Source organism: Methylomonas sp. (assembly GCF_023228165.1).
Classification (GTDB): domain Bacteria; phylum Pseudomonadota; class Gammaproteobacteria; order Methylococcales; family Methylomonadaceae; genus Methylomonas.
In genome coordinates this window covers 25,797-48,323 of sequence record NZ_JALOBS010000035.1, presented here as the reverse complement: position 1 = coordinate 48,323, position 22,527 = coordinate 25,797, and the positions used below count along the sequence as shown (strand labels likewise).

21 protein-coding genes, 1 tRNA gene and 1 riboswitch are annotated in these 22,527 nt (G+C 51.2%); of the genes, 14 read left to right on the top strand and 8 right to left on the bottom strand.

What is annotated here, in order from left to right; genetic code table 11:
• Both M0R33_RS20355 and M0R33_RS20350 read left to right on the top strand, forming a co-directional pair.
• Positions 1–2,174 (top strand): error-prone DNA polymerase (locus M0R33_RS20355; protein WP_292573649.1); only part of this gene is annotated, 2,174 nt, incomplete at its 5' end.
• 289 nt (positions 2,175–2,463) lie between these two features.
• Positions 2,464–2,721 carry a hypothetical protein gene (locus tag M0R33_RS20350; protein ID WP_292573648.1) on the top strand — a complete coding sequence of 86 codons (258 nt, stop codon included), beginning with the start codon at positions 2,464–2,466 and terminating at the stop codon, positions 2,719–2,721.
• Between the two features lie 73 nt (positions 2,722–2,794).
• On the opposite strand, the gene M0R33_RS20345 is transcribed toward M0R33_RS20350, so the two are convergent.
• The 3 genes from M0R33_RS20345 to M0R33_RS20335 form a co-directional block, all read right to left on the bottom strand.
• Positions 2,795–3,136: a DUF2956 domain-containing protein gene (locus M0R33_RS20345; RefSeq protein ID WP_292573646.1), complete on the bottom strand. Its 342-nt coding sequence runs from the start codon at positions 3,134–3,136 to the stop codon at positions 2,795–2,797.
• Positions 3,137–3,301: 165 nt separating this feature from the next.
• Positions 3,302–3,808 (bottom strand): DUF1993 domain-containing protein, encoded by a 507-nt coding sequence (locus tag M0R33_RS20340; protein ID WP_292573644.1) that lies wholly within the window; start codon positions 3,806–3,808, stop codon positions 3,302–3,304.
• Positions 3,809–4,017: 209 nt separating this feature from the next.
• Positions 4,018–4,311: a type II toxin-antitoxin system HicA family toxin gene (locus tag M0R33_RS20335; protein ID WP_292573642.1), complete on the bottom strand. Its 294-nt coding sequence runs from the start codon at positions 4,309–4,311 to the stop codon at positions 4,018–4,020.
• Positions 4,312–4,530: 219 nt separating this feature from the next.
• Between M0R33_RS20335 and M0R33_RS20330 the strand changes: the two genes are divergently transcribed.
• Positions 4,531–4,659: a hypothetical protein gene (locus M0R33_RS20330; protein ID WP_292573641.1), complete on the top strand. Its 129-nt coding sequence runs from the start codon at positions 4,531–4,533 to the stop codon at positions 4,657–4,659.
• A gap of 660 nt (positions 4,660–5,319) precedes the next feature.
• A complete protein-coding gene (locus tag M0R33_RS20325; RefSeq protein WP_292573639.1) occupies positions 5,320–5,457 on the top strand; it encodes a hypothetical protein in 138 nt (45 codons plus the stop codon).
• Between the two features lie 84 nt (positions 5,458–5,541).
• Here the strand turns inward: M0R33_RS20325 and M0R33_RS20320 are convergent, their stop codons facing one another.
• Positions 5,542–5,853 carry a hypothetical protein gene (locus M0R33_RS20320; RefSeq protein ID WP_292573638.1) on the bottom strand — a complete coding sequence of 104 codons (312 nt, stop codon included), beginning with the start codon at positions 5,851–5,853 and terminating at the stop codon, positions 5,542–5,544.
• 614 nt (positions 5,854–6,467) lie between these two features.
• Between M0R33_RS20320 and M0R33_RS20315 the strand changes: the two genes are divergently transcribed.
• The 8 genes from M0R33_RS20315 to M0R33_RS20280 all read left to right on the top strand — a co-directional run bounded on the left by M0R33_RS20315 (position 6,468) and on the right by M0R33_RS20280 (position 15,984).
• Entirely contained in the window at positions 6,468–8,750 is a 2,283-nt protein-coding gene (locus tag M0R33_RS20315; protein WP_292573636.1) for an ATP-binding cassette domain-containing protein, read from the top strand.
• 2 nt (positions 8,751–8,752) lie between these two features.
• Positions 8,753–10,432 carry a protein kinase gene (locus M0R33_RS20310; protein WP_292573634.1) on the top strand — a complete coding sequence of 560 codons (1,680 nt, stop codon included), beginning with the start codon at positions 8,753–8,755 and terminating at the stop codon, positions 10,430–10,432.
• A 47-nt stretch (positions 10,433–10,479) separates the two neighbouring features.
• The gene (locus M0R33_RS20305; protein WP_292573632.1) at positions 10,480–11,649 is read left to right on the top strand and encodes a VWA domain-containing protein; all 1,170 of its coding nucleotides are present in this window, start codon (positions 10,480–10,482) and stop codon (positions 11,647–11,649) included.
• A gap of 16 nt (positions 11,650–11,665) precedes the next feature.
• A complete protein-coding gene (locus M0R33_RS20300; protein WP_292573630.1) occupies positions 11,666–12,316 on the top strand; it encodes a hypothetical protein in 651 nt (216 codons plus the stop codon).
• The gene (locus M0R33_RS20295) at positions 12,279–13,055 is read left to right on the top strand and encodes a M48 family metallopeptidase (protein WP_292573628.1); all 777 of its coding nucleotides are present in this window, start codon (positions 12,279–12,281) and stop codon (positions 13,053–13,055) included. Before M0R33_RS20300 ends, M0R33_RS20295 begins: the two co-directional genes overlap by 38 nt.
• A gap of 360 nt (positions 13,056–13,415) precedes the next feature.
• Complete coding sequence (locus tag M0R33_RS20290) at positions 13,416–13,754, top strand: LysR family transcriptional regulator (RefSeq protein ID WP_292573627.1); 339 nt, start codon at positions 13,416–13,418, stop codon at positions 13,752–13,754.
• A 1,098-nt stretch (positions 13,755–14,852) separates the two neighbouring features.
• Positions 14,853–15,476 (top strand): hypothetical protein, encoded by a 624-nt coding sequence (locus M0R33_RS20285; RefSeq protein ID WP_292573625.1) that lies wholly within the window; start codon positions 14,853–14,855, stop codon positions 15,474–15,476.
• An 88-nt stretch (positions 15,477–15,564) separates the two neighbouring features.
• The gene (locus M0R33_RS20280) at positions 15,565–15,984 is read left to right on the top strand and encodes a glycosyltransferase (RefSeq protein WP_292573623.1); all 420 of its coding nucleotides are present in this window, start codon (positions 15,565–15,567) and stop codon (positions 15,982–15,984) included.
• Between the two features lie 458 nt (positions 15,985–16,442).
• On the opposite strand, the gene M0R33_RS20275 is transcribed toward M0R33_RS20280, so the two are convergent.
• The 3 genes from M0R33_RS20275 to metG all read right to left on the bottom strand — a co-directional run bounded on the left by M0R33_RS20275 (position 16,443) and on the right by metG (position 19,169).
• Positions 16,443–16,519: transfer RNA gene (locus tag M0R33_RS20275), tRNA-Arg, on the bottom strand.
• 63 nt (positions 16,520–16,582) lie between these two features.
• Positions 16,583–17,146, bottom strand: coding sequence for an RnfABCDGE type electron transport complex subunit B (locus M0R33_RS20270; protein WP_292573621.1), 564 nt, complete (start codon positions 17,144–17,146; stop codon positions 16,583–16,585).
• A gap of 7 nt (positions 17,147–17,153) precedes the next feature.
• Positions 17,154–19,169 (bottom strand): methionine--tRNA ligase, encoded by a 2,016-nt coding sequence (metG, locus tag M0R33_RS20265; RefSeq protein WP_292573620.1) that lies wholly within the window; start codon positions 19,167–19,169, stop codon positions 17,154–17,156.
• 243 nt (positions 19,170–19,412) lie between these two features.
• On the opposite strand from metG, the gene M0R33_RS20260 reads away from it, so the two are divergent.
• A complete protein-coding gene (locus M0R33_RS20260) occupies positions 19,413–19,814 on the top strand; it encodes a hypothetical protein (RefSeq protein WP_292573618.1) in 402 nt (133 codons plus the stop codon).
• An 82-nt stretch (positions 19,815–19,896) separates the two neighbouring features.
• Here M0R33_RS20260 and thiC read toward each other — a convergent pair whose 3' ends face one another.
• Positions 19,897–21,765 (bottom strand): phosphomethylpyrimidine synthase ThiC, encoded by a 1,869-nt coding sequence (thiC, locus tag M0R33_RS20255; RefSeq protein WP_292573616.1) that lies wholly within the window; start codon positions 21,763–21,765, stop codon positions 19,897–19,899.
• 50 nt (positions 21,766–21,815) lie between these two features.
• Positions 21,816–21,926, bottom strand: a riboswitch (TPP riboswitch).
• A 195-nt stretch (positions 21,927–22,121) separates the two neighbouring features.
• Between thiC and M0R33_RS20250 the strand changes: the two genes are divergently transcribed.
• Entirely contained in the window at positions 22,122–22,526 is a 405-nt protein-coding gene (locus M0R33_RS20250) for a hypothetical protein (RefSeq protein WP_292573614.1), read from the top strand.
• Position 22,527 lies beyond the last annotated feature (1 nt).

The following is a 22,527-nucleotide window of genomic DNA, read 5'->3' as shown; positions in this document are numbered from 1 at the left end:
CCTTGATTGCAGAACTGGCTTACGAACCGTATTTTCTGACCGTGCACGACATTGTGGCTTTTGCCAAAAGCCAAGCCATTTTGTGCCAGGGTCGCGGCTCGGCGGCTAATTCGGCGGTGTGCTATTGCCTGGGTATTACCGAGGTCGATCCGGGGCGAATGAACTTGCTGTTTGAACGCTTCCTGTCACGCGAGCGCAACGAGCCGCCGGATATCGACGTCGATTTCGAGCATGAGCGGCGCGAGGAAGTGATTCAGTACATCTACCGCAAATACGGTCGTCATCGCGCCGCGCTGGCGGCGACGGTTATCACCTATCGCAGTCGCAGCGCGGTGCGCGACGTCGGCAAGGCCCTGGGCTTGAACCCGGCCCAGCTCGATCGGCTGGCCGGCAATGTCGACCGCTGGGACGGCTACAAACTAATGCCGGAAGCCTTGCGCGATTGCGGTTTCGATCCCGATAGCCCGATCATCCGCCGGCTCAATGGCTTGATCGAGCAGATCAAGGGCTTTCCGCGCCATCTGTCGCAACATGTCGGCGGCTTTGTGATCGCCCGCGACGAGCTGTCGCGGCTGGTGCCGGTCGAGAACGCTACCATGGCCGAACGCACCGTGATTCAATGGGAAAAAGACGATCTGGAAGCTATGGGTTTGCTGAAGGTGGATGTGCTGGCGTTGGGTATGCTCAGCGCGATTCGCAAAACCTTAAGCTATCTGAGTGTTTACACGGGACGGATCTGGCGCTTGGCCGATATTCCCGCCGAAGACCCGGCGGTGTACCGGATGCTGCAACAAGCCGACAGCATCGGCGTGTTTCAGGTGGAATCGCGCGCCCAGATGAGTATGCTGCCGCGCCTGAAGCCGGCCAATTATTACGACTTGGTCATCGAAATCGCCATCGTCCGTCCCGGCCCGATTCAGGGCGAAATGGTGCATCCCTATCTGGCCCGCCGCAATGGTCTGGAAGCTATCGATTATCCCAGTCCCGAGGTCAAGCAGGTGCTGGAACGCACCCTGGGCATTCCGATTTTTCAGGAACAGGTGATGCAGATCGCCATGGTCGCCGCCGGTTTTACCGCCGGCGAAGCCGACGAACTGCGGAGGGCCATGGCGGCCTGGAAACGCAAGGGCGGCCTGGAACCCTTCGAACAGAAGCTGCTGGCCGGCATGCGCGCGCGCGGCTACCCGGACGATTTCGCTCAGCGCATCTTTCAACAAATTCGCGGTTTCGGCGATTACGGTTTTCCGGAGTCGCATTCGGCCAGCTTTGCTTTGTTGGCCTATGTATCGTCTTGGCTGAAATGCCACCATCCGGCGGCGTTTTGTTGCGGGCTGTTGAATAGCCAGCCGATGGGTTTTTATGCGCCGGCGCAATTGGTGCAGGATGCTGGTCGGCATGGCGTCGAGGTGCGGCCGGTGGATGTCCGGCATAGTGATTGGAATTGTCGCTTGGAGCACGAGGTGTTCCCGCCTGCCTTGCGCTTGGGTTTTAATCAGGTCAAAGGTTTGGCGGAGCAGGCTGGGTTACGCATCACCGCCACCCGCGCGGTGCGGGCCTTCGAAAGCATCGCCGATCTGGCCGAACGAGCCGAGCTGGACAAACGCAATTTGGAAGCGCTGGCCGCCGCCGATGCTTTAAAAGCGCTGGGCGGTAATCGCCACCAGGCCTTTTGGGCGGCAGCGGGGATTGAGGCCCCCGCGCCGGTGTTCGGTGTGCCGCGTATGGCCGAAGCGCTGCCATTGCTGAAGGTACCGCTGCCGCTGCAAGACACTCTGGCCGACTATGCCAGTATCGGTTTGACTTTACGCGACCATCCGTTGGCCTTGCTGCGTCAACGTTTGCAGGGGCGTGGCTTTGTCACCGCCAAAGCCCTTTGGCAGCGCCGTAACGGTAGCATTGCCCAGGTGGCTGGTCTGGTGATTTGTCGACAGCGGCCCATGACCGCCGCTGGTGTCACCTTTGTGACATTGGAGGATGAAACCGGTCAAGTCAATCTGATCGTCTGGCCGAAAACCGCGCTGGCGCAACGCAAACCTTTATTGAAAGCCCGTTTGCTGGGCGTATCCGGCATCGTGCAGCAGCAAGACGGCGTTCTGCATCTAATCGCCGGCAAATTGGAGGACTGGAGCGACTGGATAGGCGAGCTGGCGGCCAAATCAAGGGATTTTCATTGATCTGTCGAAGCAACGTTGCTTTATCGCACTCGGCTAATAAACAACCTCAATACAGATGCATTATCGGTAAATTAATGGGGTGGGCGCCATTTCGGCCTTATCGAAACGTATTGATTTTCCTGGAAGGTTTTAAACAATTTGCATTGAAATTTCGGCTGTGATAGAAATTTTTTCACAGACGATTTAAATCGTCTGTATTTAATGGCTTGAACATTCAAAACGTCATCGAAAAAATATTCAATCATTATCTCGAAAATTAATAATTACTATAAAACCAAGGGGATTTAAAATGAAAAAAACTCTATTAGCAATGACTGCATTGGCTTTAGTTACCTTGATGCCATCCCTATCATTCGCCGGCGCAGCGGATACTTGTAAAGGTTGCCACAATGGCTCGGTCGCTCCAGGCGTTGATGCCTTGAAAAGTAAGTTTAAAACCGCCGACGCTTTAGTAGCCGGGGCTAAAAGTTCTCAAAATCCTATGATGAAACCCATTCAAGGCGATGAAGCCAAATTAAAAGCGGCTGCTGCGGAAATCGTGAAATAATCGGTTTATGTTTTTGGCCCAAAATGCATGATATCGCGCATTTTGGGCTCACTTAAACGCATGTCCATACTCTTTAACCTTTAAGGGTCAGAACATAAATCCCCATACCCAGCCAAGTAAGCAGTAATAATGTCCAAGGCAACCAGTGTTGCCGATACACGATGTGTGTTTCTATTTCCTGATCATCCGCTGCAGTCGATTGTGGCTTTTGATGGGCTATCTTTTTGAGTTTTTTATTTAACTCCCTGGCTTTTTCTTTTTGTTGTTTTTTGTACAGGTCTATGCCTTGTTGGATGCCTTGGGCAATCAACTTGGTTTGCTCTTTGGTTTGAGCGGGGCGTTGAATGCTTTTGGCTATTTTTAAGGCGTCCTCTTGCGTTTGCGATGATGGCTTTTGATAACGGTTCATTGTCATGGTTGTATTAAAATGCATTCAAGGGAAACTACAGTTTCAATTTTAAGGTTAACTGTAGCACTGCACAGGCCAACCTGAATGCAACTTTAGGGTTATTGGCCAGTTGAATAGCTCTCGCGGGTTAACCCGCCGATTCAAACCGACGAACAGTAGTGGGGTAAAGAATTAGATGTTACCCAAGAAATCCTGCTTACCCAATTCAACCCCGTTATGTCGCAAAATGGCGTAAGCCGTGGCGACGTGAAAATAGATATTCGGTAATACGAAGTCCGTCAAATAGTCCAGGCCTTTGAATTCGGAGGTTCTATCGTGTCTGGGTAACAAAATGGTTTTGTCTGCCGAGCCGTTAATTTGCTCCGCTGTTAACGATTCCAATAGCGCGACGGTTTTGTCTATTCGTGCAATGAGTTCCGCAAGGGTCGATTCGGTATCTTGGTACTTGAGCGGTTCTTGCCCGGCCAGTCGTGCAGCAGCGCCTTTGGCAACATCGGTGGCAATTTGTACTTGGCGCGATAAAGGGTACATATCCGGATATAACCTCGCATTGACCAGTACGGATGGGTCAATTTTTTTCTGCTCAGCATGGGCAATTGCTTTTTTTAAAATAGCCCGCAAGTTGGCAAGACTGCGCAGAATAGGCGGGACAGTAACGGCGTACATAAAAGCAGACATGCGATAGTCTCCAGAAAAGGCAGTGATGGTTGCATGATAGCAGCGGAACAGCATCGGGAGTAGAGTTGCCTTGACCAGACTGCAGCCACTGCGGCAATGTGCCACATTTTAAATATAAGGGAATGCTGATAGTATATGGTCATTGCAGAGATTTTCAGTTCATTGCAATAACATCCTCCTCAAAATCCGGCCATCATGCCGGATTTTTTTTAGTCGGCTACTGGGTCTTTTTTGCGTTCCGCTTCGTATTGACTCGGGCTAACTCCGGCGCGACTTAAAAATTCCCGGATATGTTTGAGCTCTTGCTTGCTCAGTACGCCGCTTTGATGCGGGTGATGCAGCACCACATCGACCGTATTGAGTAGCACGTGGAATCGAGCCCCATGGCTGGGTTCAATCTTTGCGCCCAAATGATGCAGGAGAGATTCGATTTCCCGCCAATGTACGTTCCCGCTGAGCGGATCTTGAAACAGGGCGCGGAGTAAATTCAGATGGTGGCTCATGACACTGCCCTCCGATGGGGAATAGCTAAAGCTTACGCCTTCGTATGTTAAAGGTACACCACAAAACCGCCAATCCAGACAGTGTAGCTGAAAAAATGCTGCTGCATTGTTTCAAAAAACAAAACAAACCATCCATTTATTGCTCTATTGTGTATTTTATGAATGGGTTTATAGTGAAGTCGAACTTAAACATGACTGGATACTTTTTAGGCGACGACGATGAATACATCCGAAAATCTGCATCAAGACCCTATGACCGCTCAGGTTGTGATGTCCACTCTGTTGGTCGGTGCCGCAGCGTTATCCAGTCACTTCGATTTTGCAAGACCCGCTCGTGCTAAAGCTTGATGTGTAACCTCCGTTAGTCCAAGCAGACCTCTCCCGGACTGCAAACTCCATAGCCCTTAGCGTTGCTCACGCTAGGGGCTTTTTTTGTGCCTGGATCTTGGTGCGGGCGAGCGCGCGAAGTGATTGGCGTGCTGATGCGTTCATCAATGGAACACTCTGCGACCAGCATCTGTGCGGATGCGGGAGGGGATTTTTGGTCATCCGATTAATAAATGGGGATACCGCAGGCATAAAAAAGCCCACATTAAGTGGGCTTCGTCCGGTGATTTTTATGTTTTTTGTGGACGCCCGCCATCAAAGACAGCAGGTTAATAGCTTGCGCTTTTATTATTGTTGTACCGTATTCACGGTCGCTTACCTCCCTCCTCAAAGATACGCTCTTGCGAGGCGTATTGACCTAAGTCAAGGTGGATGCATTCTATGGGATAAAAATTCATCTGTCCAGAAAAAATGTGACAAATTGTCGCAGACAGGGCGTGCGGCATGTTGGGTGCTCGTCGCTAAAATTCCCCGGTAATTGACTAAACATTTTCACTCGGTAGCCTTTGAAAGAGGGAGTTGACGGTGTGAGGCTCGTTTCGGACGGGGCATCCAAGCAGAAATCATTAACACCTCCACCTTAAGGCCGTTGGCCGTTTTCTTATATGTACGGTGATTGAAATGATGCGAGAAATCCTAGAAATCGTGATGCTGCTGAGCTTGTTGGGCGGCTTGTTTTTCGTTAATTACGAGTTTAAAAAAGATAAGCAAGAACGATTGAGATCGGATAAAGCCGACAATCCAGAATCCGGCAATTAAGCTCTGTATGCCAACTGGGCAAGCGGGTTTGGCTTAATACGCTTTAGGCTTGGGCTGTGGGAGCTATTAATACCTTAAAAAACTTTAGTGTTTATCTTTATCGGAAATAACGGTGTATTCGGCAGTAAGGCTTCCGGCATCTGATTGAGGACCGGTTTGTTGCTGTACCGTTCTCATTAGACGCCATGCCCTAAATCCAACAATGCCCAGTGGAATTAACAGAACGGCAAAAAACACCGAAAAGGCCAAAATGCCTAACACCGCGCCTGCAATCGCTGCCGGAATCGTTAAGATATTCGGAACACTGGAACCTGAGTTTTGTTCGACTTTATATTTAAGCCGTTGAGGATGTCCTGTTGTACCGATATGGATGGTTCGTTTGTAGATTTTGAACATGTGCCGGACCAAAAGCTGAAATACCGAGAAACCCTGTCAATTTGACGGGAAATGAATTTAAAGTAAAAAAAATGTCGGTGCAACTGCATCATAACGCTACAGATACACCGACATTTTACTATCTCCACCAATACGACCTAGATGCCCGGATGAAGTTCCGATTCCAGAATAAAAATAGCTGATCGGGTTTGCTCATCATGGCCTTTCAGGGGTGTTCTTTCTAGTGCTCACCTCAGATATGCCGCGCAGCCAAATAAAACCCATCCATCACTTTCTCGCTGTTGTAAAAGCAAGCATCAGCAAATCGAATCTCGGCGGCTCCTAAATTGGCCAATCTTCCGAATAGAAAATAGACCAAGCCCATTGCTCTTAATCTAAAATTAATGCTACATTCGGCCCAGGCCCAATGTTAATTGCCATGCGCTGTTAGCGATTTCGAGTCCATTTCCGATTGTATAGAGCAACAACCAGAAATATTAGCACCGCTCACTTACAATCCTCGATAGCTAAAACAACGCCGATCAACATAGGTTTCTCTCGATTAATTCTTGCTAACGCTGAGCTTTAAACCTTGGCCGAACTTCGATCAAAAACGCTAAAAATAGGAACGTTCGGTGTTCAAACAACAAACTATAGAGTTACGTACCTCTTATAATCGCGAACGAAAAATCATCAGCTTGAAGCAAGGAAAACGGTATGTATTAGGTAACAGTGACGGTAACGAAATTGTCTTGCAAGGACAGGATATCCTGCAGCAGCATGCGCTACTACAGCTGTTGCCGACCGGTTTACACCTGGAACCGATAGCTCAATCCGCCGTTGCCATCAACGGTACCTCTATTAACGCAGCGACCCCGTTGAAAAACGGCGACTGGCTGTCCCTCGGTTCCAGCCTGTTCCAGATCAGTTTTTCGGAACCGCATGCCGCGGCGTCGAGTCCTTCTTCGCAAGCCGCTGCCAAATCCGCCATTTTAACCATCGGCCGCCATCCAGGCTGCGATCTGTATATTTCTTCCCCGCTCGTCTCCCGCGAACATGCCAAACTTTACTGCGGACAAAAAGGGGTGGAACTTGAAGATTTGAACAGTACCAATGGTACTTTCGTCAACGGACGGCGACTGACAGATAGAATGTTTTTGCAGCAGGGCGACCGTGTCGCCATCGCATCGTTCACCTATTTATTCACCGGCGAGGCATTGGAGCCGGTCGATACCTCGGGCAGGGTTGGTATCGAAGTACGCGGACTTTACAAGGAAGTCGCCGACCGTTCCAGTCACCAAATCAAACGTCTTCTGGATGATATCAACCTTGTCATCGAGCCGGGGGAGTTTGTCGCCATCTTCGGTACCAGCGGTTCCGGCAAGTCGACCCTTTTAGACGCACTGAACGCCCGCCGCCCCGCGACCGGCGGCACCATACTTTATAACGGCACCGATCTTTACGCATGCTTGGACAGCTTCCGCTCAGCCATCGGCTACGTACCGCAACAAGACATCGTACATCGAAAAATCAGCATCCGTAGGGCACTGCAATACACCGCAAGGCTTCGTCTGCCGCCGGATACTGCGACGGAGGAGGCCGAGGAATACATCGCGCGCGTGCTGGAAAAAGTGGAATTAACGGAGAAGGCGGATTTACCCATAGACACACCAGCTCCCTTGAGCGGCGGCCAGCTCAAGCGCGTCAGCCTGGCGGTGGAATTGGTTGCCAACCCGAATATTCTTTACCTGGACGAAGTTACCAGCGGCTTGGACGCCGGCACCGACAAGCGCATGATGCACTTGTTCGCCGACCTGGCCGCGGATCAAAAAACCGTCATCTGCGTCACTCATACCCTGGAAAATATCGACGTTTGTCATCAGGTTATTTTGCTGCACCGAGGGAAACTGGTTTATTTCGGCCCGCCCGCCGAAGCAACCGGCTACTTTGGCGTAAACCGATTGTCAGATGTTTACGAATTATTGGAAAGCAATTCTGCGGACTTCTGGGCGCAGCGCTACCGTTCATCCGGTATTTACAACCATTACGTGCTGGAGCGTATGAACCGCGAAGCCGCTGGCCAGCAAGCCGATCACTCTTCGCTAGGGCTGCAATTACTGAGGCCGCGCCGATCGTGGTTCGACATGCGGCAGACGGCAACCCTGATTCGTCGCTACTTCGACCTGATTCTCGCCGACAAGAAAAACCTTTCGATTTTGTTGCTGCAAGCGCCGTTGATTGCCATTGTGATCGGCTTGGTATTCGATACCGAGGGGCTTGGTCTGGCGCGAGCGACAGCGGAAAGCCAGATCGCCTTTATTCTGGTGTTGTCTGCTATTTGGTTCGGTACGCTAAACGCTGCCCGCGAGCTGGTTAAGGAATTGCCGATTTATTTGCGAGAGCGTTCGGTCAATTTAGGCATTGCCCCATATCTGATCAGCAAATTATTGCCGTTATCGGCGCTGTGCCTGATTCAATGTATCTTTTTGCTCGGCATTGTGATGAGTATGATAACTTTGCCGGGAAATTTCCTGGAACGTTTGGTCACGCTATTTCTGTCCGGATTGGCTGCGACTTGCATGGGCTTGGCGGTCAGCGCCTTCGTCGACAGCAACGACAAGGCAGTGGCGATGGCGCCGATTTTATTGATACCGCAGATGGTGTTATCCAATGCTGTCGTACACCTCGGCGAGGCCTCCCAGTGGGTCGCCAAGAGCAGCGTGATTTCGTTCTGGGCTCTGGATGCGATGAAAACCACGCTTAGTGCCGACAGCCTGGCGATTCGCGACCCGAGCGGCCAGCTTATCATCCCTATCAGCGGCGCATTCGGCAAGGATCTGACTATGACCGCCGTGTTGGGTGGCGTATTCCTGGGCTTAGCGGTATTGGGACTAAAATTGAAAGACCGAAAACAATGAATATGGATTCATCCGATAACATGACTTCCGACGACGATAAAACTATGGTTGCACCGCGCGCGGAAGCGCAGGCGCATGTCTGCCCGGCTTGCGGAACCGACAATGTGTTGGAACAATTGCAAAAGCGCGGCTATCGCTGCAGTCAATGCCGGCTGGAACTGGCCCACGTGGATTTCGCCCCCAATGGTACGATCCGCGGTATCTTCGGTTGGCTGCGCGCAACGGGAGAGGTGGTTCTCGACCGCTATCAAATCAAATCGGTATTGGGCAAGGGCGGCTTCGGAGCAGCCTATCTGGCGGACGATCTACAATTGAGCGGTAAGCGCAGGGCGCTGAAGGAAGTGCCTTTGCCGATGTTCGACGAATACGAAACGTCGCTATTAAGCAAGCTCGACCATCCGGGCATTCCCGACATCATAGACCGCAAAACCGTGAACGACATGGTTTACCTGGTGTTGAAATTCGGCGGTAGTCGGACCTTAGGCAGCGAACGCAAGCAGTATCCCGATCGGCGCCTACCCCAGGAAAAACTTTTCCCGTGGATGCGCCAGCTTTGCGATGTGTTGATCTATCTGCACGGTCAAAACCCGCCGATTGTCCACAGAGATCTTAAGCCGGATAACATCCTGCTGAACGAGGACGATCGTATCATGCTGATCGACTTTGGTATTGCCAAGGAAGCCGCGGAAGATGGTCGAACCCGCACCCTGGCCATGGCGGTGACTGTCGGCTTTAGTCCACCCGAACAGGTTATGGGCACGGGCACCGATGCGCGTGCCGATGTTTATGCGTTGGGGGCAACATTTTACGCCTTATTGACCGGTCAGAATCCGACACCGGCTCACGAACGGATCGCCGGCGTCGCTCTGACACCGCCTTCCCAACTGGTTTCCGATCTGCCGCCGCAGGTAGAAGATGCGATCGTCAAATCGTTGAATCTGAATATGAATGAACGCCAGCAATCGGTGAAGGAATTTTTGCTCGCCTTGAGCGGCGTCGACGCGATGGAGCAATCCCGGCCTATTGCCAGTGAAGAATGGACGCAACGTACCGTGGCGATGGATCGCAGTACCGAAAACGTGTCCGGCAGACCGACCGGCCTCAAGCTTCCTACCGGACGCGCCACCGCCGGCGCCGCATATAAGGAAGCCGAGTCGGTAGCTGTTTCTCGACCGGGTTCGCAAACATCATTGCTCTTGTCGCTGATAGGTCTCACTATCATTCTGGCGGCTATCGTCACTGCCGGATACTACTATTATGCCAAGACATCCGAGCCGGTGGAGCCTGTACCGCCAGCCGCAACTCAAAACGTTCTACCAACACAAACGCCGACGCCAGAGGTTACCCAGCAAGTTCCTCCGACGCCCGCTCAAATACCGGTAAGCCCCGAACTTCCCATGGCAACCCCTGCCCAAACGCCGGTCGCCGCGCCCGCGGCACAACCTCCTCGGGAAACCGAATCGGCCCAGGAGTTGTTGAAAAGTCGTGTGATAGAGCCGTTACCCGAACCCGAGCCGACGTCAACTTTTGTAGAACCCGAACCGGTTAAGCCTGTGTCCAAACCAAAGCCCAGGCCCAAGCCGGTGGTTAAAGCGCCGGTCGTGCAGAGCAATCCCAAGCCTTCGGGTAGTTCTAAACCGGCTTGGGTCATTATCCCTGGCGGCGCGCGCAAAACCGATTAACCGGGGATTCGAACGTATCGTCTTTTACCTCAAACGGAGAGTTAACAATGTCAACACGCTGGTTGCTACCATGGCCTAAATGGCTATCCCGTTCATTAACGGTTCCACTTTTGTGGGCAGTGTTTGCCTTACCGACCATTTCGAATACCGCTAACGCCGATCTGGGCAGTATCGGTATGTCCGGAGGGTACGGTTTAAAGATTTATAAAGTCAACTATGCCCTCTATCCTTACGTACAAGTCTATTTCCGCACCTTCGATCAAAGCATGCATCCGCTGATTAATCTCAACGACATGAACATCGGTCTGATGGTGAAAGGTCAATCCTACGATCCGATGAAAAGACAGTCTTTCATCCAAACGCTCAGGCAAAGGCCGGAAGCGACGCGTACCGTGCTGGTCCTGGATGCCAGTCGTTCCATGGCTGGTCCTCCGTTCGAGGCTTCGTTGACAGCCGCCGCCCGCTATATTGATAGCAAGCGTCCTCAAGACGAAGTGGCGATTTTGTCCATACGCGATACCAAGGAAGGTTACGACATCGTCTCTCAATTCGAACGCGATCCAGGGGCATTGGGTCGGCGCCTGTTGGACGTGCGTGCCGACGGCAAAAAAACCCGACTATACGACAGTGTAGGCGCTGCCATGCAAATGTGCGGTATGACCTCTCAAGGCGCCATCTCGTTAGGTCCCGAGAACTATGTTGCTTCGTGCTCCATCGTGGTGTTTTCCGATGGGTTAGACGAAGGCAGCGCCTTATCCCGCGAAGAACTCAACGCACGCATCACCAATATGGGCATACCGATTCCGGTGTATTCGTTGGCGTATTCCAAACTCAGCCAAAAATATTTCACCAACCTTGAATCCCTTTCCAAAAACTCCTTCGGGGTCTACTATTTGATCGGTGAAACCATGAACAAGATGCAGCGGGTTGTCGAAGATATACAGAATATCGTGCAAAGCGATTATGTGGTCACGTTCCGCTCCTACGTGCCGGTGGACGGCGAGGAACACAGCTTCAAGCTGGGATTAGAGTATCCAACCGGCAGCGGCAAGCTGACTTATGAGAACGCTAAATTTGAAGCCATCCAACCGCCGCCGGTGCCGCAGCTTCAACAATTTATTCAACAGTTGAATCAAACCATTCCAGCATTGCCGCCGGGTAGTGCAACGCCTTATTTCGAAAATAACCAGTCGCCCGTCGTCGGCGCCCCAAATTGATAAATGGAGTGACCCCATGAATAAAACCTATATGCGAAGAAAACTCGTAGCGGCGGCGATATTGCCGGTATTAATCAGCGGCGGTTGCGCCACCCAACAGGGTAACGATCAACTGATGGGCGCCGGGGCCGGCATGGTCGGTGGCGCGGCATTAGGTTGTTTGACCGGCTTTCTAGCCGGCGGCAATGCCGGCGGATGTGCTAAGGGCGCTGCGATCGGTGCCGCGGTGGGTGCAGTGACCGGATGGGGCGCGGTCAAAGTCAGTCAGTATCAGGCCTCGCAGGTGCGTTCGGTCCAGGAAGATCAACAAGTTTACGGCTTGACGAAATCCGTGAATGCCACCCAAATCAAAATAAACAAGGGCACATCGAACCCAAAAATGGTGAAGCCGGGCGATTCGGTCTTGCTGTTCACGGATTATTCCGTCCAGCTGCCGGCCAATATGACGTCCACGCAAGTATCGGAAAGTTGGATATTGAAGAAAGATGGCAACACGCTGGCTGAGTTGCCGCCGCAAAACAATCTAAGAACGGCTGGCGGTTGGAATGCCGACGCCACGGTACCGATACCAACCAATGCCGAGCCGGGCACCTATGTGATCGAACACAAGGTTCTGGCGGGAAGCAGTTATGATACAGACGAATCGACTTTCGTCGTCAGTCGTTAGAGCCGGGGCATCGGCTTTACCGCGACTCTTGCTTGTCTGCGCGCTGTTCACCCTATTGATCGGCGCGGCGGGCGCAGAAGGCTTATGCCCTGGAGAAATGCAAAGGGCGATGAAGCTGCGTCAGCGCATCGTCCGCGATTGGCCGCTCAGACCTGGCAATGACGAAGTTAGTCAATATGTGCAATCGCTGGGTCTGCAACTGGCCCAGCATTACGGTAGCGCAGCACGCGCCATTCCCTGGCGCTTTACCTTGGTCCGCAATCTGGCACCGAATGCATTTTCGATAGGCGCCGGCAATATTTTCGTCAACGAAGGCGCGGTAAACTTCGCACAGGACGAAGCCGAACTGGCGGCGATCTTGGCTCATGAGCTTGCTCATGAATTGGCCGGACATTTCTGTCAAGAATTCCGTAGCGGCGCATCGCGTGGCTTGTTCGATATCTTTTCTACCCCGGACACGAAACAATACGATGTGGATCTCGGTTCCGTGATGCAAAAAATCGATCCGGTCAAGGAACAGCAAGCAGATCAAATCGCTCTGGGTATACTTCGCGCCTCGGGTTACGACCCGCGAGCCATGTTGGATGTTGCAAAGCGCTTGCCTCCTGGGGACACGGCACATTTAATGGATGTATACCGGATACAGGCATTGGAACAAACTATCGGAAATATACCGAGGGTACCCACGGGAAGTTCGGAAGCATTTCGGAGCGCCAAACGTCTGCTGAGCTCCGAGTGATTTGGCAGTTGGACAGGCCTGATGCTGCGAGTCGCGCTGCGGTTAGCTGGTTGTCGATACCTTGCATTGCACGCTCGATACAATCAGTACAGCCAACAGCCCATTGGAAGCCTATTCACGGTGGCAGACTTTAATGGGAACCACAAAAAACCTAGTCTATGCTTGGCTTTTTCAAAGTCGTCAAAAATTATTGAGGCTATTCCGATTGGCTTTATGGATGGCAGTTTCGGCCAAAATCTGTCGCTTGATGAAGTAATTTCAATGACTTCTAAATGTTCGTTTGCCGCCATATGGTTGTCCGCAGTCGTAGGATGCATAAGCGATAGCGTCATGCATTGAGAGGATTACCCAAGGCGGCGGATGACGCTTTGCTTATCCGCCCTACGGCCTTGGAAAAAAACAGCCATCACCCGGCAGCAATTAAAAAACCAGATTTATTTGGGAGCCGATGCCTTTATCGATGAAGTGCAGGGTAAGATTGACCCTGAACAATCACTCAAAGATATCCCTAGGAAACAAAAACAGGCCCCTGCTAATTCATTGAGTCATTATTTCGAGCGTTATGATAGTCGCAATGAAGGTATGGCGCGGGCATATTTAAGCGGCCATTTTACGCTTGCTCAAGTTGGCGAGCATTTTGGTGTCAGCTATGCAACTGTGAGTCGCGCCGTGAAACAACTTGAGAAGAGAAAGTCATGAATGTCAATTGTAAGGCCTGACCCTGTTGACTGTTGTAATAATAACTCCTGACCGGGTAATAATAAAATTAACAGTGGACATAGCAGGCACGAAAAACACTCCTATTTTTTAATTGACTTAAGAAAAGCAACGTAAAACAAGTAAACTCCAAATAACACTGAGCCACACGGCTCGCCATATGGCCCAAATATACTGTATATAAGGTACGTGATCGTCCCCCATCGGTCGTCAAAATTTGGCTTGTATTCCTTAATGTTTATTATTTGATAAACACCAACGGCCACTAAAAAAAAACCCATGACAATGCAAAATATTTTAAATTCTTTTGTATTTTTTTCTTGCTTCATAAGCTTCAGTGATAGCAATCTAGGAATGGCCTAACATATCGGCTTATTGATTGTTTTATTTTTCACTACCAATCCATTGAGAAGTTTCCTCACTATATTTCATGACTTATCTTCCTGTTGATTATTTGCATAAAAATAAATACCAACAAACTTCAATGTAACGTAATAAGCACTCGTTACAACCCCAATTATCATCGAGTTGATCTAATAAAATTAACGACCTCTTACCGGATTTATTAATTTGATATAGTGTTTCCGGCAATCCATTTACCATATAATTAGGCGAATATATATTCTTTGTTCTTGATAACCTAGGCTAATTTTTTTCGACGGCCACAAGGCGCAATAACCAATGTACATTGCGCCGAATAGCCAGATAGAGTACGCATCCCATACGATTTTCAAAGTTTTCCAATTGCACTTCCAGTTACCATTGCCGCATGCTTTTGTGCATAAGTTCCCAAAACACAAAACTTCATTGTGAACCACATCATAGCTTTAAAATATGACAAAACCTTGACAGCGTATGTTTGTCGCTAGAAAATGCCGCACGCCTATCCGTTAAACAGCCCGAAAGGATAGCCGGCATTTCCACTTTCAGCACACTATCTCCCAAAGCTCTAGGTGAACGAATACACCGAAAGTTGAACTGCAAAAGGTATACAATGCACCGCGCATTCAATCCAAGCCGGAATATTCTCTAACTCCTTACAAAATTCCAATCAACTGCATTGACGCACACCGCGCATCCATGAAAATCCTGTTCGTCCATCAAAACTTCCCCGGCCAATACTTGCACTTAGCGCAGCACCTAGGTTCGATTCCCGGCAATCAAGTGGTGTTCATTACCCAACGCCGGGATGCGGAATTACCGGGCGTCCGTAAATTGGTTTACCAGCCTCATCGGCTGGTTACCCGGAACATGCATCATTATCTGCAGGGCACCGAAGCGGGCTTGCTGAATGCCCAGACGGTCGCGCGTATCGCGTTGAACCTAAAACAGTCCGGTTTCACGCCCTACGTGATCGTCGGCCACAATGGCTGGGGAGAGATTTGGTATTTGAAAGACGTCTTTCCCTATGTGCCGCTATTGGGTTACTTTGAATTTTTCTACCGGGCTCAAGGCGCCGACGTAGGCTTCGCCCCGGACGAGCCGAAGTTATTCGATACCGGCCCCAGGCTGCGCACCCAAAACCTGGGGAATCTATTAGCACTCAATGCGGCGGACATCGGCCCATGTCCTACCGACTGGCAGAAGTCTCTCTACCCCGAGAGGTACCGCGACATGCTGCATGTAGTACACGAGGGCATCGATACGCGGACCGTCATCCCCGATGCAGAAGCACGCCTGCATCTTGCCGGCCATCCTGGATAAACGGCCGAAGGCCAGAATATTGATCGTCGGCGGGGACGACGTCAGTTACGGTAAACGCCTTCCACAGGGGTAAACCTACCGGCAGCAATTGTTAAATGAAGTCGGCGGTTCGCTGGACCTGAATCGCGTGCATTTTCTTGGCAAAGTGCCTTACCCCAACTTCGTGAAAATCGTGCAAATTTCCCGCGTCCACGTCTATTTGACTTATCCATTCGTGCTATCGTGGTCGATGCTGGAAGCGATGTCCGCCGGCTGTTTGGTAGTCGCTTCCAAAACGGCGCCTGTCGAGGAGGTTATCCGAGACGGCGAAAACGGATTTTTCGTCGACATCTTTTCGCCGTCCGAAATAGCGGAGCGCGTGATTACCACATTGGAAGCCGGAAACGGCGGATTCGCTGAAATAAGACAAAATGCCCGGCAGACGATAGTGGAAAAATACGACCTAAAGTCGATTTGCCTGCCGGCTCAATTGGCGTTGCTCGAAAAGGCTATAAGCTTACGGGTTTAAAAATTGCCTATGGTTGCAAGTTGCAGCAAACTGAATTTTGTTAGACATTTCTAAGGCCGCTATCGGACAGAAACCAGACGATCAGCCATTATTCAGATCGGTGGCTGGTTTGGGTCGGCCAGAGACGTTGGTCATTTGAAACCCTGTAAATTCGAATCTCAGCAGCTATTAGGGATTACTGTTTGAATTCAGTGCATCGTTTCTGTCACTTTCCGACGTCTAAACATTTGTGTTTGATTGGGCGATAGATAGCAATGGGTCAAGTTCCAAAGAATACGATACGAGCGAACGCTAATACATGATGACTTGTCCCCAAGCGCTTATAGTCAATCCATTTAAAGTACTTTCTGAAGCTAAATTGACAATTGAGGGTAAATGTCAATTTGCGCCGATGTATGTTCAGTGATTTTAAGAGCGTGGCACAGAGCCAAGAATACAATATGGGGTGAGTATAGAAATGGCGCGCCCGAGAGGATTCGAACCTCTGGCCTCAGCCTCCGGAGGGCTGCGCTCTATCCAGCTGAGCTACGGGCGCGTATCGTATGATTAGGAGCGGCATTATAAAGCTAATTAGGCGTTAAGTCATTGCCGATGCCGATTAAAGTGACGTTTTTGCGCTTTTAATTTTGGCGAGTAATTGCTTTTGCCGGTTTAAGCGTTCGGCTTTTTCAGCTTCCTGTTGAGTTAAGCGACGATTTTTGGCTTGAAAGCGGCGTCTGCCGTGGTTGGCATTTTCGGTGGTCCAGTCTGGGTCGACGGCGGGCTGCATGCTGATGCAATTGACGGGACAGGGTGCTACGCATAATTCGCAGCCGGTGCATTCCGCCTCTATGACGGTGTGCATGTGCTTGGCGCTGCCCAAAATCGCGTCGGTCGGGCAGGGCGGCAGGCACTTGGTGCAGCCTATGCAGTCCACTTCATTAATAACCGCAACCAGTCTGGGGCGCTCGATACCGAAGGCGGGGTCGAGCGGTTTGGCGGCAACGCCCAGCAATGTTGAAAGCTTGAAAATGCCGGATTCGCCACCGGGCGGGCATTGGTTAATATCCGCGCTACCTTGGGCGATGGCTTCAGCGTACGGCTTGCAGCCGGCAAAGCCGCATTTGCGGCATTGGGTTTGCGGCAGCAGGGCGTCGATTTGCTCGGCGAGTGGCGCGGTCATGAGGGCTTTACTTTACTCGCATGCCGGGCTGGGCGCCGGCGTCGGGCGATAACACCCACAAGTCCTTGCCACCCGGTCCCGCAGCCAGCACCATGCCTTCCGATAATCCGAAACGCATTTTGCGCGGTTTCAGGTTGGCGACCACTACAGTCAGTTTGCCGATCAGGTCTTCCGGGGCGTACGCCGATTTGATGCCGGCGAAGATGCTGCGGGTTTCGTCGCCGATATCGACGGTTAAATGCAGCAGTTTCTCGGCGCCTTCCACGTGTTCCGCGTTGATGATTTTGGCAATGCGCAGATCGATTTTGGCGAAGTCGTCGATTTCGATCGGCTCGGCGACGGCATCGAAACGCTTGGCAACCGGCTGCGGGGTCGGCTGCAGGTTTTCCTTGGAGGCTTCCACGATGGCGGCGATTTTTTCAGGATCGACGCGGGTCATCAGCGGGGTAAATGGATTGATTTTGTGCATCAGCAAAGGCTGGGCATCGCTTGGCCAAGCTTGCGGCGGTAGATTCAGGAATTGTTCGGCATTGGCCGCCAGCGTTGGAATCACTGGCTTCAGATAGGCGATCAGGATACGGAATAAATTTAAGCCGACGCTGCAGACTTGTTGCAGCTCCAATTCCCTGCCTTCTTCCTTGGCGATCAGCCAGGGTTTTTTGTCGTCGATATATTGGTTGGCTTTATCCGCCAGGGCCATGATTTCGCGCATGGCTTTACCGAATTCGCGGTTTTCATAAAGATCGGCAATATCGCTTTGTGCATCGATAAATTGCTGGAACAAGTCCGGCTCTGCGCATTCGCTGGACAACAAGCCCTCAAAGCGTTTGCTGATGAAGCCGCTGCAACGGCTGCCGATATTGACCACTTTACCGACTAAGTCGGCATTCACGCGTTGGGTAAAGTCGTCGAAGCTCAAGTCGATGTCGTCGACGCCGGCGCTGAGTTTGGCGGCAAAGTAATAGCGCAAGTATTCCGGGTTCAGATGGTCCAGATAAGTACGGGCTTTGATGAAGGTGCCGCGGGATTTCGACATTTTTTCGCCGTTTACGGTCAAAAATCCGTGGGCGAAAATGGCGCTGGGGGTACGGAAATCCGCGCCATGTAGCATGGCCGGCCAGAACAGCGCGTGGAAATAGATGATGTCCTTGCCGATGAAGTGATATAGCTCGGTTGCACTGTCTTTATGCCAGTAACTGTCGAAATCGAAGCCTTGCTTGTCGCACAAAGCTTTGCAGCTGGCCATGTAGCCGATAGGCGCATCTAGCCAGACATAGAAATATTTGCCCGGCGCGTCGGGTATTTCGAAGCCGAAGTAGGGGGCATCGCGGGAAATGTCCCATTCCTGCAGGCCGTTTTGCAGCCATTCCGCCATTTTATTGCTGACTTCCGGCTGCAAATGTCCGGCGCGGGTCCAGTCGTTCAGCATGTCGCTGAAATCGCCCAAATTAAAAAAGTAATGCAGCGAATCCTTTTCTATGGGTTTTTCGCCGGAAATGGCCGATACCGCGTTTTTCAGTTCCATCGGCGAGTAGGTGGCGCCGCAGGCTTCGCAATTGTCGCCATATTGATCGGCGGCGCCGCATTTCGGGCAATCGCCTTTGATGAAACGATCCGGCAGGAACATGTTTTTAACCGGATCAAATGCCTGGGTAATGCTGCGACTGTTGATATGGCCGCCGTCGCGCAAGCGTTTGTATATCAGGCTGGATAGGGTTTTGTTTTCTTCCGAATGAGTGCTGTGATAATGGTCGAAAGCCACGCCGAAAGCATCGAAATCGGCGCGGTGTTCCTGTTCGACTTGAGCAATCAATTGTTCCGGTGTGATGCCTTCTCTGTCGGCTCGCAACATGATTGGGGTGCCGTGGGTGTCGTCCGCGCATACATAGTGGCATTGGTGGCCGCGCATTTTCTGGAAGCGCACCCAGATGTCGGTTTGGATGTATTCGACCAAATGGCCTAAGTGAATCGGGCCGTTGGCGTAAGGGAGAGCACTGGTAACAAGGATTGTTCGGTTAGGCATGGACACAAAACAGCATGAAAAATGAGCGCGGATTATGTCATAAAACCGCCTTTCTTTCATGATCGCTGCACGGGAATTTGCTAATTTGCCTTAATTGTCATGCGTTTGGTGTGGGTTTCGGCTTGACTCCGGCGGAGTGGAAGCAGAGTATGGGGATTCGATCAATCCCGTTTGGATTGATGTGTCATACGACTTGATCAGCGGGATTTTGTCGTTAAATGTTGAGCTTAAAGGAGAGCGATTATGAAAATAAAAATGTGCCTGATGGCTGCAATGCTGGTTTCAGGAGCTGCCTTGGCGGCAACGGATCATTATTTGTTGAGGGACGACAATCATGTCCAGCATTTAAAAATTAACACCGTGGAAGATGAAACCACGGTGACCGTGGATGTGGATTTTGAACCAAACGCAGATGAGTTTGGTGAAAATGCTTGTTCGGCAACTATTTCCGGGGAGGCTAAAGCCGTAGCCGAAGATGAGTTGTTAATGAAAAGGCGGGCCGAGGGTGAGGCGCATTATTGCAGTCTGACTATTAAACTTTTACCCGAAGGGGCCACTATTGAACAGTCGGAGGATTGCAGTTATTTTGTCGCTGGGATTTGCCGTTTTTCCACGGACGGTAAAGAATTGCTTAAAATCGAGTAACGTTTGTCGGAGGCGGGTAAAGAGGCTGGTTTTTAAGGTTGAAAACCAGCCTCTTTGTCTTATGGACTAAAGCGGCGTTTGGCTACACTTCGTGATAGATCGCCGCGCCTTCCTTCAAAAATTGCTCGGACTTTTCAACCATGCCTTGTCTTAGCGCTTCTTCTTCCTGTAAACCTTTTTCCGCCGCGTAATCACGTACGTCCTGGCTGATTTTCATCGAACAGAAATGCGGGCCGCACATCGAACAGAAATGGGCGACCTTAGCTGAATCCTTGGGCAAGGTTTCGTCGTGGAAAGAGCGGGCTTTTTCCGGGTCCAGCGCCAGATTGAACTGGTCTTCCCAGCGGAATTCGAAACGCGCCTTGGACATGGCGTTGTCGCGGATCTGCGCGCCGGGATGGCCTTTGGCCAAATCGGCGGCATGGGCGGCGATCTTGTAAGTGACGATGCCTTCGCGGACGTCTTGCTTGTTGGGCAGGCCCAAATGCTCTTTTTGGGTCACGTAGCACAGCATCGCGCAACCGTACCAACCGATGTTGGCGGCACCTATCGCGGAAGTGATATGGTCGTAGCCGGGGGCGATGTCGGTGGTCAGCGGGCCCAAAGTATAGAAGGGCGCTTCGAAACAATCTTCCAATTGTTTTTCCATATTGACCTTGATCATTTGCAGAGGCACATGGCCTGGGCCTTCAATCATGGTTTGCACGTCGTGCTTCCAGGCGACTTGGGTCAGTTCGCCCAAGGTTTCCAGTTCGCCGAATTGGGCTTCGTCGTTAGCGTCGTAAATCGAGCCTGGCCGCAAGCCGTCGCCTAATGAAAACGACACGTCGTAAGCTTTCATGATCTCGCAGATTTCCTCGAAATTTGTATACAGGAAACTTTCGGTGTGATGCGCCAGACACCATTTAGCCATGATGGAGCCGCCGCGGGAGACGATGCCGGTCAGGCGTTTTGCGGTCAGCGGTACGTGGTGCAGGCGCACGCCGGCATGAATGGTGAAATAATCCACCCCTTGTTCGGCTTGCTCAATTAGTGTGTCGCGGAAAATATCCCAGGTCAGCTCTTCGGCCCTGCCATCGACTTTTTCGAGCGCCTGGTAAATCGGCACGGTGCCGATCGGTACCGGCGAGTTGCGCAATATCCATTCGCGGGTTTCGTGGATGTTCTTGCCGGTGGACAAGTCCATGATGGTGTCGGCGCCCCAGCGGATGCCCCACAGCATTTTTTCCACTTCTTCCTCGATGGAAGAGGTGACGGCCGAGTTGCCCAGGTTACCGTTGATTTTGACCAGAAAATTGCGACCGATGATCATCGGTTCCAGTTCCGGGTGATTGATATTGGCCGGGATGATGGCGCGGCCGCGGGCGACTTCCGAGCGGACGAATTCCGGGGTAATCATCGATTGAATCGAGGCGCCGTAAGAAAAGCCGGGGTGTTGACCCTTGTAACGGTCACGCATCGCTTGCAGATTTTGATTTTCACGGATGGCAATATATTCCATCTCCGGGGTGATGATGCCGTTGCGGGCATAATGCATTTGCGAGACGTTATGGCCGGCTTTGGCGCGGCGCGGGTTACGGGCCAGTTCGAAACGCAGATCGGCCGTTTTGGGATCGTGCAAGCGTTCATGGCCGTATTTGGAGGTGGGGCCGCTGAGTAATTCGGTGTCGCCGCGCTCGTCTATCCAGGCGCCGCGTATTGAACCCAGGCCTTTATGCAGGTTCACATCGACATTCGGGTCGGTATACACACCGGAGGTATCATAGACGAAAATCGGCGGATTTTTCTCGGCACCGAAAGTAGCGGGTGTATCCGACAGGTTGATTTGACGCATCGGTACTTGAATGTCAGGCCGGCTGCCTGGGATATAGATTTTTTCCGATGCGGGGTAGGAATCTATTCTTATGCTACTGCCGGTGTCGGTAGTAATTTCATTGCGGACAGCGCTCATGCATATCTCCAAAATACCCGAAGGTATAAATAACAAAAAATAGCGAGCGCAGGAAAAACAGTGGGCTTTCCTACGCCGGCATTAACCGGGTCAGGTTCAAAGGGTTTTTCTCAGCTTTCGTGGCGGACTTGCCGATATTGAAAGCACCCCTAGCCTTTTAAGGTGGCGATTAAGTTAAATGATTGACGCTGTAAATGCAAGTTAATCCTAGTATGTAAGATAATTAAAAAGCTTATAAAACAATGGGTTTTGTAGGTGAGGAATTTGATGTTTATCATGGCTTACTGTTTGCCGCTAAAGCAGCTGTTTATGTGCCAGGCATGAGTGTTTTAACAACGAATTGGACGAGCGATGCGATGAAATCGGTAAAGAAGCGTTTCAAAATTGCGTTATCTGAAGTGGAAGATGCGGCCAATGATTTGCTGCTGATAGCTGCGGATCTGGTGCTTTTAGAGTCTGTGCAGGAGCTTGCAAGCAGTGCGTTGCGGGCATGTAAGGATTTGGAATTGCGAGCGAAGCGGTTGCATAAAGCCGGCTTTGCCGCGCAGATAGTTAAAGCTGAGGCCTTGTTGTTGTTGGATGATATAGTGGATAACGATCTGATCAGTGTCGTGGAGCAGCGATTTTCCGCCGCTTTGGAGGGAGGCGAAGGTCAAGTGCCCGATATGATGCGGCAGTTATTGGATAAGCTGGAAAAAAAACTGGCGCTTTTGAATGAGAGCATTCAGCAGTTGGGTGGAGTGCTGAACGAGGCGGAATAGT